Genomic DNA, 12,606 nt, shown 5'->3' with positions numbered 1-12,606 from the left:
GGAGGTCTCTTGAACTTTCCGGGAGATGCGCGGTGAGCGTGACGCAGCAACAGGTTCTCGATTGTCTTGCCAAGGTGATGTCGCCGCGCGGCACGGCCTTGACCAACGCCAATGTGCTGTCGGCGATCACGGTCACCGACGGCAAGGTGTTCTTCTCGATCAACGTCGATGCCGCGGAAGCCCGCGCCTGGGAGAGCGTGCGTGCGCAGGCTGAGAACGCGGTGCGCGCCATTCCCGGCGTCAGCGTCGCGATGATCGCATTGACCGCGGAGCGCAAGGCGGGTGGTGCGGGGCCTGCGCCGCGGCCGGCCGGCGGTGTCCAGCCTGCGTCCGCGCACCGTCATCCGCACCCGCCCGGTGCGCAATCGCCGATGGCGCGCCAGGCCGAGATCCCCGGCATCTCCGCCGTCATCGCGGTTGCCTCCGGCAAGGGCGGGGTCGGCAAGTCGACCACGGCGCTCAACCTTGCGCTCGGTCTGCGCGACATCGGCCTGCGCGTCGGGCTGCTCGACGCCGACATCTACGGCCCATCGGTGCCGCGACTGACCGGCATCCGCGAGAAGCCGCGGCTCAACGACGACAAGAAGATGGTCCCGCTGCAGCGCTTCGGCCTGTCGATCATGTCGATCGGCTTCCTGGTCGAGGAGGACACCGCGATGATCTGGCGCGGGCCGATGGTGATGTCGGCGATCACCCAGATGCTGCGCGACGTCGCCTGGGGCACGCTCGATGTGCTGGTCGTCGACATGCCGCCCGGCACCGGCGACGCCCAGCTCACGCTGGCGCAGAACGTCCCGCTCAAGGGCGCCGTCATTATCTCGACGCCGCAGGACCTCTCGCTGATCGACGCGCGGCGGGGACTGGCGATGTTCAAGAAGGTCAATGTGCCGGTGCTCGGCATTGTCGAGAACATGAGCTATTTCCAGTGCCCGCATTGCGGCACGCGCTCGGACATCTTTGGCCATGGCGGCGCCCGCCACGAGGCCGAGAAGCTCGGGGTGCCGTTCCTCGGCGAGATCCCGCTGCATATCGCCATCCGCGCCGCCTCCGATTCCGGCAACCCGGTGGTCGAGAGCGAACCGGACGGCCCGCACGCGGCGATCTACCGCGCGATCGGCAGCAAGGTCCGTGAGCAGCTGCAGGGCGTCATCGCCGCCGCCTGAGCCCGCGCTGGTGTCCCGGTCAGCAGGTGGGTCCCAAAGGCTGGTATCCCGGCGGCCTTTCTTCACAGGCCCGTCGCCTCTGGACGATTGCTGAATCGCGTCCGGCCTGTATGTTTGTCCGGCACTGGCCGAATCGTACCACCGTTCCGTCAATTGAAGGCAGGCACGGGCAGCCGACATACGTGGAGGGGCCGTGAGGCGACCAGCGACATGGCAGCATCACGCGAAGCAAACAAGCAACGCCGTAAGCACCTGACGCGGGAGAAGCGCGAAGAGGCTTCCCGCATGGCGTTCAACCTTGCGAAGAGATCCGACTCGATCGGCGAGGCCGCCATGGCGATCGCCAAGACCTATGGCGTCAGCAAGACGACGGCGCAAAGCTGGATCCGGCGTGGGCGGTATTTGGCCGATAAAGCCAAGAAGGCGCGAGAAGCGACACGGCGCTGATTGCCACGGGAGCCCGGTGGCTGAGCGCCGGCCGGGCGGCCCGCACGCGGCGATTTACCGCGTGGCGGCGGCAAGGTCCGCGAGCAGCTGCAAGGCGTCATCGCCGTCTCCAGCCGGCATTTTCCGGCAGATTTCCCGCATCATCAGACTTTCGTTTAATTGGTGCGGTCATGCCATTGTCGCGTTTCCGTGAGGCCGCCTTCCGTGGTAAAGGGCCGACCCAGAGCGTCCCGGCTGACCTTCAAGCGTCCTGCCGGAGAACTGCTTGCGGACACCGGGAAACGCCCCCTCAAGGAGAAGCCTTACGATGAAGCGTCGTGATTTTTTGAAAGTTTCTGCGGCCGGTGCTGCCGCGACGGCGGTTGCCGCGCCGGCGATTGCGCAGTCCTCGCCTGAAATCAAGTGGCGCCTGACCTCGAGCTTCCCGAAGTCGCTGGACACCATCTATGGCGGCGCCGACCAGGTGGCGAAGTACGTCGCCGAAATGACCGACAACAAGTTCCAGATCCAGGTGTTCGCGGCGGGTGAGATCGTCCCCGGCCTGCAGGCGCTGGACGCGACCTCCAACGGCACGGTCGAGATGTGCCACACCGTGTCCTACTACTATGTCGGCAAGGACCCGACCTTTGCGATCTACGCGTCGGTGCCGTTCGGCCTCAACGCCCGCATGCAGAACTCCTGGTGGTACCAGGGCGGCGGCGAGGCGCTCGGCAACGAGTTCTTCAAGAAGTTCGGCGTGATCGGCTTCCCCTGCGGCAACACCGGCACCCAGATGGGCGGCTGGTTCCGCAAGGAGATCAAGACGGTCGCCGATCTCTCCGGCCTCAAATTCCGCATCGGCGGCATTGCCGGCCAGGTGCTGCAAAAGGTCGGCGTGGTGCCGCAGCAGCTCGCCGGCGGCGACATCTATCCGGCGCTTGAAAAGGGGCACCATCGACGCTGCCGAGTGGGTCGGCCCCTATGATGACGAGAAGCTCGGCTTCCAGAAGGTCGCCAAGTACTACTACTATCCGGGTTTCTGGGAAGGTGGCCCGACCGTGCACGCCTACTGCAACCTCGAAAAGTGGAATGCGCTGCCGAAGAACTACCAGGCGATCCTGACCAACGCGACCGCCAACGCCAACACCTGGATGGCTGCGCGCTACGACATGCAGAACCCCTCGGCGCTGAAGCGGCTGGTTGCCGGCGGCACGCAGCTCCGTCCGTTCACCAACGAAGTGCTCGAGGCCTGCCTCAAGGCGACCAACGAGCTGTGGGGTGAAATCTCGGCCAAGAATGCCGACTTCAAGAAGTCGATCGACGCCATGCAGGCGTACCGTTCCGACCAGTATCTGTGGTGGCAGGTCGCCGAATACACCTTCGACAGCTTCATGATCCGCTCCCGCACCCGCGGCTGATCGCGCTCCGAGCGTTCGCGGGAAGAGAACGCGCCCAAAGCTTCGACTTAAGTAGCCCGGCCCCCGCAAGGAGGCCGGGTTTTTTGCGTCTGGCGTTCGCCGAGGGGATGTTCCATGCTCGCGTCCGAAGCCTCGGCACGAAGGCGGCGTCTGATCGGTCACCGGTCATGACGGCAAAGAAACGCAGCGCGACGATCGCAAGCAGTCGACGCTCGGACAACACAATCATACAGGGCAGGATTCAAATGAAGCGCAGAGATTTCATCAAGGTTACGGGTTTGGGCGTCGCAGGCGCGGCAACGGTCGCAGCTCCCGCGATCGCGCAGTCGATGCCGGAGCTCAAATGGCGCCTGACGACGAGCTGGCCGAAGTCGCTCGACACGCTGCACGGCGGCGCCGAGCTGATGGCCAAGGCGGTCGGGGAAGCCACCGACAACAAGTTCCAGATCCAGACCTTTGCCGCCGGCGAGATCGTGCCGGGCCTGCAGGTGCTCGACGCCGTGCAGAACGGCACGGTCGAGATGGGACACACCGCGTCGTATTACTATTTCGGCAAGGACCCGACCTTCACCTTCGGCTCCTCGGTGCCGTTCGGGCCCAACATGCGGCTCAACCAGGCCTGGTTCATGCTGGGCGGCGGCAAGGAGCTGCTCAACGAGTTCTACAAGAGCTACAACGTCACCTCGCTGCTCGCCGGCAACACCGGCTGCCAGATGGGTGGTTGGTTCCGCAAGGAGATCAAGACGGTCGACGATCTCAAGGGCCTCAAATTCCGCATCGGCGGCTTTGCCGGAAGGGTGATGCAGAAGCTCGGCGCGGTGCCGCAGCAACTCGCCGGCGGCGACATCTATCCGGCGCTGGAGAAAGGCACCATCGATGCGGCCGAGTGGGTCGGTCCCTACGACGACGAGAAGCTCGGCTTCTACAAGGTCGCGCCGAACTATTACTTCCCCGGCTGGTGGGAAGGCGGCCCGATGCTGGTGGCGATGATCAACCTCGACAAGTGGAACGCGCTGCCGAAGCACTACCAGTTCGTGCTCGAGCAGGCCGGCCATCTCGCCAACAACTGGATGATGGCGCGCTACGACCAGGCCAACCCGCTCGCACTGAAGAAGCTGCTCGCGGCCGGCACCAAGCTGCGCCCGTTCCCGTCTGCGGTGATGGAAGCGTCCTTCAAGGCCGCCAAGGAGCTGCATGCCGAGGTTTCGGCGACCAATGCCAATTTCAAGAAGGTCTATGACTCGCTGACATCGTTCTCCAACAACGGCTATCAGTGGTTCCAGGTTGCCGAAGTCGGCTACGACAATTTCATGGCACGCCACTCTCAGGCCTGACGCCACTGACCTTCACCGCAAGCAGGACCCCGGGCAAAACTCCGGGGTTTTTTGCCTGGAGCCGGCGGGGGCCAGCCAATGCATGCTTTTCGGCGAGACTCGTGCTAACATTGCTTAGGTGCGTGAATCAGGGCGCCATATGCGTTTCCTTGGTCTTATCCTGCGGTCGCTGTTTTTGACCCTTGTGGTGGTCATCACTGCTCGCGTCGCAAGTCCGCAAAACGAAACCATCTGGTCGGCCTACGAGACGCCATCGGATTTGTTTCGCGTCATCCTCGGCGCCGCGGTCTGCCTCTTCGTCGCCGTCCAGATCTTCAGGTATTCCAGGGATCCCGCTGATATGCGCAGGTGGGTCGTCATCGGCGGCGCCGCGGTGCCGTTGGCGCTGGTATGCGCGGTCGTCATCTGGTAGGCGCGGTCGCTGATCGCGTCGGCCCGGCAATCATCGTGCAAGCCCCGTCGATCAAAATGGAAACGGCAATGATCGTACGGGAAGGCGGCTTTCGAAGCTCAATCCGGTGGCCGGTCCGGTGCGGTAATGGCCGTTATAATGCCCTCCATTCGGGCAGTAATTCGGATCCTGACGCTCCTGATCGTCGATCTTCCGACGATAGCTTCGCTGCTGATAGCGCGTCTGCCAGCATCGGCGTTTCTGGTCACAAGCGAGCCGGACCCGAACGACGCTTGCGGGGTCTTGCGGCGACAGCCGCGTGACCCGAACAGGCGCCGCGCAGGCAACCGACGCCATCATGGCACCGGCCACAGCGATGAGAAGCAGACGCGTTGTATTTTTCATATGGGTCTCATCGAGCCGATCAGCGTGAATCCCGGAAGCCAACTCAATTGCGGGAGCGTGCCGCTATTTCCTTGGCGATCGCTTTGGCGGCGATGCTGGAGGCGTCGATACGGCACCTTGCGTCGTGCGAACCACCGGGTTCTTCTGCTCGGTGGGACCGCCGAGATTGCTCGGCTTTTTGGGACCGCCGACCGCGCTTTGTGCGGCCGCGGATCCCGCAGAGACCGCCAGGAGAATTGCCGCCAAGGTGAGTATGTTTTTCATCGTCGGTTCTTCCAGTCAGTAGCCTTGTGCGGCGCTTGTCAGCGGGCAGGCGGCCGGTTTTCGCTGACCTGCTGCGGGGCGGTGGCGGGCAGATCGTCCAGGGCACATTTGCGCCAGTCATCGGATGCGCAGTTTGTCGGCCAGCCGCCACCAAGCGCCATGAAGAGAGCGGCGCTGTCCGAGAGGCGCGTCGCCTGCGCCTGCACGCTGACCACTGCCGCGGTCAGGTAGACCTGCTGGGCATTGAGCACGACCACCTGATTGACCTGCCCGAGAGCAAGCTGCTTCTGAATGATGTCGAGGCTGGCCTTGGCGGCGAGCTCGGCCTTGACCGCAGCCTGCAGGGCGCGCGCGTCGGCCTGCAGGCTGCGCAAGGCGTCGGCGACGTTCTGCATCGCCGTGACGACGGCCTGGCGATAGAGCGCATCCGCCTGGTCCACCGCGGCCTCCGCGGCCTTCTGCTTGTGGTAGAGCGTCAGGCCGTCGAACAGCGGCTGGGTCGCACTCGCCGCGATGACGTAGAAGCTGGTTCCCGGCGTAAACAATTCGGCCAGACTGAAGCCGGCGGCGCCGGCATTGCCGGTGATTGTGATGTTGGGCAGCCGCGCCGCGATCGACACGCCGACCTGGGCGTTCGCCGAGTGCAGCAGCGCTTCCGCGGCCCTGACATCCGGACGCTGGGCAATCATCTTGCTCGGCAGGCTCACCGGCAGGTGTGCGGGAAGCGCCAGGCGGTCGAGCGTGAACTTCTGCAGGATTTCGTCCGCCGAGAATTGCCCGGCCAGCGACGTCAGCAGGTCGCGCTGAACCGCGAGCTGCTTTTCGAGCGGCGGCAGCAGTTGCTCGGACTGGGCCAGCGCGGCCTCCTGCGCCAGCACGTCGACCTGGGCGGCGCCGCCGGCGTTGAACTGGTTCTTCACGATCTCCAGAATGCCGCGTTCGATCTTCACGACGCGCTGGATCGCGGCAATCTGGCCGCGAAGCGATGCTTCCTGGATCGCCGCGGTGACGACGTTGGCCGTCAGCGTGAGGTAGGCCGCTTCCAGCTGGAACAGTTGCTGCTCGGAGATCGCGTCGAGACTCTCGACGGCGCGAACATTCTGGCCCCAGATGTCCGGCACGAAGCTGACGTTCAATTGCGCGGTATGAAGCGAAAATACCGAAGGCGACTGGCCGCCCGGGCCCGAACCCGATGCGCCGGAAATCTGCTGCTGGGAAGGTGTGTAGTTTGCGCCGAGCTGCGGGAAGAACAGCCCGCGCTGCGCCAGTGCGTTGTATTGCGCAATTCTGATCGATGCTTCGGCCGCTTGCAGGAACGGGTTGTGCTCGACCGACATCTTGATCAACTCGTCGAGCGGCTTCGACCGAAACGCCGTCCACCACCGCAGCGACACGTCCTCTCCGCTGACGAAATGCTGCCTGGGCACGCTGGGCCCCCCGGCACTCGTGCTGGGGGAGGAAAGCTTCTCCGGCGTGTAGCGATCGACATCCGGAGCGGCCGGCGGAACGAAATTCGGGCCGACGGCGCAGCTTGCCAGCAACAGCCCGGCGGTCCCGGCGCCAAGCGTCGGACGCAGGGCGCGCCTTCGGCACAGTGCGAGTGCGGCAACAATTCTTGCGACGGTCTCGGACATCAGGCGCCCCCTTCATGCGCCGCTTCGGGCGGCGCCGTGGCAGCCGTCTGGTCGGGAGAGGCCACAGGCTCGCGCGACAGGAATATCTTGCGCAGCGCAGGCGCCACGATCAGCAGCAGCAGCGGGCCGATGAACATGCCGCCGACCACCACGGTCGCGAGCGGCCGCTGCACCTGGCTGCCGATGCCATGCGACAGCGCCGCCGGGAACAGGCCAACGCCCGCGGACAGCGCGGTCATCAGCATCGGCCGCATGCGCTGCTCGGCGCCGTTGAACACCGCCTCCGCAATGCTCATGCCCGAGGCTCGCAATTCGCGGAAATAGGTGATGTTGAGGATGCTGTCCATGACGGCGACGCCGAACAGCGAGATGAAGCCGATCGCGGCCGAGATCGAGAAATCGAGCCCGGCGAGGTACAGCGCGATCAGGCCGCCGCCGACCGCGAAGGGTATGCCGGCCAACGCCAGCAGGCTGTCGCGCAACGAGTTGAACAGGCTGTAGAGCAACACGAAGATCAGCAGCAGCGTCACCGGCACCACGATCATCAGGCGCGCCTTGGCGGCTTCGAGATTGTCGAATTCGCCGGACCAGATCATCCGGTAACCGGTCGGAAGCTGCACGGCCTCGGCGACGCGCGTTTGTGCCTCCGCCACCGTGCTGCCAAGATCGCGGCCGCGCACGCTGAACTTGATCGGGATATAGCGCTGGCTGCGCTCGCGGTAGATGAACGACGCGCCGGTATCGAGCGAGATGTCGGCAAGCTCGCTCAAGGGGATGTAGGCGTTGGTGCCGGATGGCGTCTGGTAGGCCACCTTGATCTCGCGCACTTCGTCGATGCTCTGGCGGAACTTCGGATCGAGCCGCACCACCACGCCGAACTGCCGGTCGCCCTCCAGCACCGTCGTCGCACTGGCGCCGCCGAGCGCGGCCTGGACGACGGTTGTCACGTCGCCGGTGTTGAGACCGTAGCGCGCAGTCTTCTCGCGGTTCACCTTGATATTGAGGTTGGGCTGTCCGACCAGGTGGAAGATGCCGAGATCGGCGACGCCGCGGATCTTGGCCATCTCCTGCGCGACCTTGGTCGCGAGCTGTTCGAGCACGGCGAGGTTGGGACCGATGATCTTGACCGAGTTCGCGCCTTTGACGCCTGACAGTGCCTCCTCGACGTTGTCCTGGATGTATTGCGAGAAGTTGAAGGTGACGCCGGGCAGTTCCTCGTCGAACTCCCGCTGCAGTTCCTCGGTGAGCTTCTCCTTGGTCAGGCCGGGCGGCCACTGGTCGAACGGCTTGATCGGCGCGAACAGCTCGATATTCGAGAATGGAGAGGCGTCGCTGCCATTGTCGGGACGCCCGTGCTGTGACACCACCGTGACGATTTCAGGGTGACGCAACAGGATCTCGCGCATCTTGCGGGTCGGCTCGGTGCCTGCGTCGAGCGACATGGTCGGCGGCATCGAGGCGCGGATCCAGAAATTGCCTTCCTCGAGCGCGGGCAGGAATTCGCTGCCGAGCCGGCTCGCAGCAAGGCCGCTCAGTCCGAGGAAGATGATGCCGGCTGCGACCGCGACCCTCAGATTCGTCAGCGACCAGCGCAGCACCGGCGTGTAGGCCTTGCGCAGCGAGCGCACGATGATGGTTTCGGTTTCCTCGATATGCTTCGGCAGCAGCAGCGACGCCAGCACCGGCGTCACGGTGAATGTCGCCAGCAGCGCGCCGGCGAGCGCGTAGCCGTAGGTCCGCGCCATCGGTCCGAAGATCTGACCTTCGACGCCCTGCATGGTGAACAGCGGCACGAACGCGGTGACCGTGATGGCCGCGGTGAAGAACACCGCCTTGTCGACCTGCAATGCGCTGACGAAGATCATGCGCAGCCGCTCGCTCCAGCCCGGCGCGGGCTGGCCGTTTCGCGTCGTGGGATCGCCACCCCAGTATCCCTCGGCGAGGTTGTGCAGCACCCGCAGCCGGTTCTCGGGGCTGGACTGGAAATTGCGGAAGATGTTCTCCATCATGATGACGGCGGAATCGACGATGATCCCGAAGTCGACGGCGCCGAGCGACAGCAGATTGGCGTCCTCGCCCTGCAGCACCAGGATGATGATCGCGAAGAACAGCGCGAACGGGATGTTGGCGCTGACGATCAGCGCGCTGCGCAGGTCGCCCAGGAAAACCCACTGGATCACGAACACCAGCAGACAGCCGAACATCAAATTGTGCAGCACGGTGTGGGTCGTCACATTGACCAGCGAGGTGCGGTCGTAATAGGGGACCACCTTGACGCCGGCCGGCAGGGTGCCGTCGCTGTTGGTCTTGGCGACTTCCTCCTCGACCTTCGGCACGATGTCGTTGGTGTGCTGGGTGCGTCCCATCACGACGATCGCCGCAGCGACGTCGTCGTTCTTGTCCTTTCCGGCGATACCGAGCCGCGGCACATAGCCGACCGAAACCTTGGCGACGTCCTTGATCTGGATCGGCAGCCCGTTGGATTGGGTCAGGACGACGTTCTCGATGTCCCGGACCCGGTAGCCCTTGGTGATATCGTCATCGCCGCCTGAATTGATCAGGCCGATGCCGCGGATGTTGACGGATTGCTGGCCGATCGCGATTTCGCGGCCACCGACATTGATGTTCGCGTTGCCGAGCGCGCTGATCAGCTGCGGCACGGTGATGTTGTAGGCTTCGAGCTTGGCAAGATCGGCGTCGACATTGAACTGCTTGGTGGTGCCGCCCCAGGAGTTGATCTGCACGACGCCCGGTATCGTCATCAGCCGGCGGGCGACGAAGTAATCCTGCAACGTCCTGAGGTTGGTCAGGCCGAAATTCGGCGGACCGACGAGCTGGTAGCGGTAGATCTCGCCAACCAGGCTGGACTGCTGGATCTGCGGGATCTGGTTGCCGGGAAGCTGGACGTTCTGCGTGAGGTTGTTGGTGGCCTGCGAGAGCGCGAAGTAATAGTCGACACCGTATTTGAAGGTGACCCGCACGAACGACAGGCCGTAGAACGAGGTCGAGCGGATGTTGACCACGCCCGGCGTCGAGTACAGCCCGACCTCCATCGGGATCGTGTAGTACTTCTCCATCTCCTCGGCGGAGAGGCCGGCGGCCTGGGCCGTGATCTCGAGGATGACGGGCGCCGGGTTCGGATAAGCCTCGATGTTCAGCTTGGTGAAAGCGGCGAATCCGGCGGCGCAGAACACGGCGAGGCCGAGCACGATGACGGCGCTTCGGGTCAGACCGAATTGAAGGAGGCTCTTGATCAAGGTGCTGCACTTACTCTTGAGCGGACGAAGGCGCGGTTGGCACGGGCTAGCCGGTGGCCGCGTTGGCGAACTTGTTGCTGAGGAAGATCGCGCCGGTGGAAGCGACCTTCTCGCCGGCTGCGAGGCCGCTGAGGATCTGCCGCCAGCCGTCCTGCTCCATTCCGATTGTCACCGTGCGCCGGTCGAACCTGCGGCCATCGCTCGTGACCCACACCGTCATCGTGCCGTCGCCCTCGCGCATGATGGCGTCCAGCGGAACGCTCACCGACAGCTTTGGCGGTTCGGTTTCGATGGTGAAGCTCGCCAGCATGCCGGCGCGCAGCTTGTGCTGGGGATCGTCGATCACCGAACGCACCAGCTGGCGGTGCGAGTTCGGATCGATGTTGAGGCCAAGCGTGGTCACTCGGCCGCGAAACACCTCGTTCGGATAGGCCGGCACCCGCACCTCGACCGGTTGGCCGATCCGGTAGGCGGGGGCGTCGGTCTCGATCACATTGGCGACCATCCACATCGTCGAGATGTCGGCCAGCGAATAGGGCGCCGGTGCATTGCCGGGCTGCACAAAGAGTCCCGGCGCGGCATTGCGCGCAATGATCCGGCCGGAGATCGGGCTCGGCACCACCAGAATGGAATCGACCTTGCGGTCGGCGACGATGCGGTCGATCTCGGCGTCGGTCTTGCCGAAGATGCGCACCGCGTCGCGCCCGGCCTTGTAGTTGCCCTCGGCGGTCTGCTGATCCGACGTCGCCTGGTCGACGTCCTTTTGCGCGCCGCCGCCGGTCTTCAGCAGCTGCCTGACCCGGGCCAGCGTCCTGGTCTGCAGTTCGAGCACGCCTGCCGCGGCGAGCAGCGACGACTCGGCCTGCAGCAGATCGGGGCTGTCGATCGTGAACAGCCTGTCGCCCTTCGCAACCTCGTCACCGACATTGAGCGGCGTGTCGACGATCCTGCCGGGATTTGAGGTAAACGCCTGCACCAGCATGTTCTGATTGAAGTCGATCGAGCCGACTGCGTTCTTCAGGGTCCGGAACGAACGCTGCTCCGCGGCCATCACCTTCATGGAGGCCGCCTGCTTGTCGCTCAGCGCGACGTATTGCTGCTCGACATTGACGTCCTGCGGCGCGGTCTCCTGCGCGGCCTTGGCGTTCACGACACCATCGGCGCGCGTCGTGAGCCACGCGCCGGCGAGAAGGGCCGCCAGCACCGGCATCGCCGCAAAGCCCACATACTTCATTCCAAATGACATCGCCCGCCGCCAATACTGCATGAAAGTCTCGCGCGAGAGACGAGGTCTTCCCGCATGGCGGGCCGTCGTCCGATCTCCCGGTGAGAGCAGATGAACGATTATCAGGGCTAGCTGACGCCAGCCTTACATTTGCCCTTTTCAAAGGCGCGCCCGGCGCGTGAATTTGATTGCGGCGGGGGCCGGTTTATCTATTTTGCGTGGGGACAGGAGCGGCCGCGCATAGCCAAAACATAGCGCAGTTAGCGGCATCCGGGCGTTGTGCTTAAATGCGGATCGTTTGCATATCGGGATTGCTCAACGCGCGATCTGTTGCGGAATTGTCGCTTGGCTGGCGCATCGCGACGAGATGTCGCAAACAGAAGACCGTTCGAATGAAGTCAGGACTGCCGCAATGCGCCTTCTGATCGTCGAGGACAACGTCGAGCTCTCGAGACTTCTCGCCAGCGGGCTGATGGCGGCGGGATACGAATCCGATATCGTCAACAGCGTTGCCGAGGCGCGCGATGCGCTGCGCAGCGTCAGCTATGCTGCCATGATTCTCGATCTCGGACTGCCCGATGGCGACGGCCTGACGGTGCTGTCGGAGCTGCGCCGCAAGACCGACCCGCTGCCGGTCCTGGTGCTGACCGCGCGCAACGGCCTGCAGGATCGGGTCAACGGCCTGCGCAGCGGTGCAGACGATTATCTGGCGAAGCCGTTCGCGCTGGAAGAGCTGGTGGCACGGCTCGAAGCCATCCTGCGCCGGCCCGGCCAGCTGCTCGGCTCGTCGCTGAAGCTCGCCAATCTGGTCTATGACACCGAGAGCAAGCAGGTGTTCGTCGACGGTGCTCCGTACGTCTTCTCCGCGCGTGAAACGTCGGTGCTCGAGATCCTGTTGCGGCGGCAGGGGCGGGTGGTGCCGAAGAAGAATGTCGAGGACCACATCTTCGGTCTGTCGGGCGAGGTCGCCTCGAATGCGGTCGAGGTCTACGTGTCGCGGCTGCGCAAGCTGCTCACCGAGCACCGCGCCAAGGTCATCATCCACACCATTCGCGGCGTCGGCTATCTGATGGCGGAGGAGAAATAGGG

9 protein-coding genes and 1 pseudogene are annotated in these 12,606 nt (G+C 64.3%); 6 read left to right on the top strand and 4 right to left on the bottom strand.

What is annotated here, in order from left to right:
• The first annotated feature begins 32 nt into the window (after positions 1-32).
• From ACVW1C_RS04475 to ACVW1C_RS04455, 5 genes and pseudogenes are all read left to right on the top strand, one after another.
• Entirely contained in the window at positions 33-1,163 is a 1,131-nt protein-coding gene (locus ACVW1C_RS04475) for an Mrp/NBP35 family ATP-binding protein (protein WP_456757348.1), read from the top strand.
• A 210-nt stretch (positions 1,164-1,373) separates the two neighbouring features.
• Positions 1,374-1,610, top strand: a complete 237-nt coding sequence (locus tag ACVW1C_RS04470; RefSeq protein ID WP_456757347.1) for a hypothetical protein — start codon at positions 1,374-1,376, stop codon at positions 1,608-1,610.
• A gap of 307 nt (positions 1,611-1,917) precedes the next feature.
• Positions 1,918-3,007 (top strand): annotated as a pseudogene (locus tag ACVW1C_RS04465) (TRAP transporter substrate-binding protein).
• Positions 3,008-3,252: 245 nt separating this feature from the next.
• Positions 3,253-4,341 (top strand): TRAP transporter substrate-binding protein, encoded by a 1,089-nt coding sequence (locus ACVW1C_RS04460; protein WP_456757346.1) that lies wholly within the window; start codon positions 3,253-3,255, stop codon positions 4,339-4,341.
• Between the two features lie 187 nt (positions 4,342-4,528).
• Entirely contained in the window at positions 4,529-4,753 is a 225-nt protein-coding gene (locus ACVW1C_RS04455) for a hypothetical protein (RefSeq protein WP_456757345.1), read from the top strand.
• 51 nt (positions 4,754-4,804) lie between these two features.
• On the opposite strand, the gene ACVW1C_RS04450 is transcribed toward ACVW1C_RS04455, so the two are convergent.
• From ACVW1C_RS04450 to ACVW1C_RS04435, 4 genes are all read right to left on the bottom strand, one after another.
• On the bottom strand, positions 4,805-5,137 hold the full coding sequence (locus ACVW1C_RS04450) for a hypothetical protein (protein WP_456757344.1): 333 nt from the start codon (positions 5,135-5,137) through the stop codon (positions 4,805-4,807).
• A gap of 302 nt (positions 5,138-5,439) precedes the next feature.
• On the bottom strand, positions 5,440-7,035 hold the full coding sequence (locus ACVW1C_RS04445; RefSeq protein ID WP_456757343.1) for an efflux transporter outer membrane subunit: 1,596 nt from the start codon (positions 7,033-7,035) through the stop codon (positions 5,440-5,442).
• Entirely contained in the window at positions 7,035-10,292 is a 3,258-nt protein-coding gene (locus ACVW1C_RS04440; protein WP_456757342.1) for an efflux RND transporter permease subunit, read from the bottom strand. The genes ACVW1C_RS04445 and ACVW1C_RS04440 overlap by 1 nt, the downstream gene beginning before the upstream one ends.
• A gap of 46 nt (positions 10,293-10,338) precedes the next feature.
• Complete coding sequence (locus ACVW1C_RS04435; protein WP_456757341.1) at positions 10,339-11,559, bottom strand: efflux RND transporter periplasmic adaptor subunit; 1,221 nt, start codon at positions 11,557-11,559, stop codon at positions 10,339-10,341.
• 370 nt (positions 11,560-11,929) lie between these two features.
• Here ACVW1C_RS04435 and ACVW1C_RS04430 point away from each other — a divergent pair, with 370 nt between their 5' ends.
• Entirely contained in the window at positions 11,930-12,604 is a 675-nt protein-coding gene (locus ACVW1C_RS04430) for a response regulator (RefSeq protein ID WP_456757340.1), read from the top strand.
• The last annotated feature ends 2 nt before the right edge of the window (positions 12,605-12,606 follow it).

This window comes from Bradyrhizobium sp. USDA 4011 (assembly GCF_054063415.1).
Note: the sequence above shows the minus strand (reverse complement) of the source record. Positions and strands in the feature narration are given on the sequence as shown.

What these genes read in the sequence shown, in the direction of transcription:
- ACVW1C_RS04470 (WP_456757347.1), top strand. Translation starts at nt 1,374, where the DNA reads ATGGCAGCATCACGCGAAGCAAACAAGCAACGCCGTAAGCACCTGACG.
- ACVW1C_RS04460 (WP_456757346.1), top strand. Translation starts at nt 3,253, where the DNA reads ATGAAGCGCAGAGATTTCATCAAGGTTACGGGTTTGGGCGTCGCAGGC.
- ACVW1C_RS04450 (WP_456757344.1), bottom strand. Translation starts at nt 5,137, where the DNA reads ATGAAAAATACAACGCGTCTGCTTCTCATCGCTGTGGCCGGTGCCATG.
- ACVW1C_RS04445 (WP_456757343.1), bottom strand. Translation starts at nt 7,035, where the DNA reads ATGTCCGAGACCGTCGCAAGAATTGTTGCCGCACTCGCACTGTGCCGA.
- ACVW1C_RS04435 (WP_456757341.1), bottom strand. Translation starts at nt 11,559, where the DNA reads ATGCAGTATTGGCGGCGGGCGATGTCATTTGGAATGAAGTATGTGGGC.
- ACVW1C_RS04430 (WP_456757340.1), top strand. Translation starts at nt 11,930, where the DNA reads ATGCGCCTTCTGATCGTCGAGGACAACGTCGAGCTCTCGAGACTTCTC.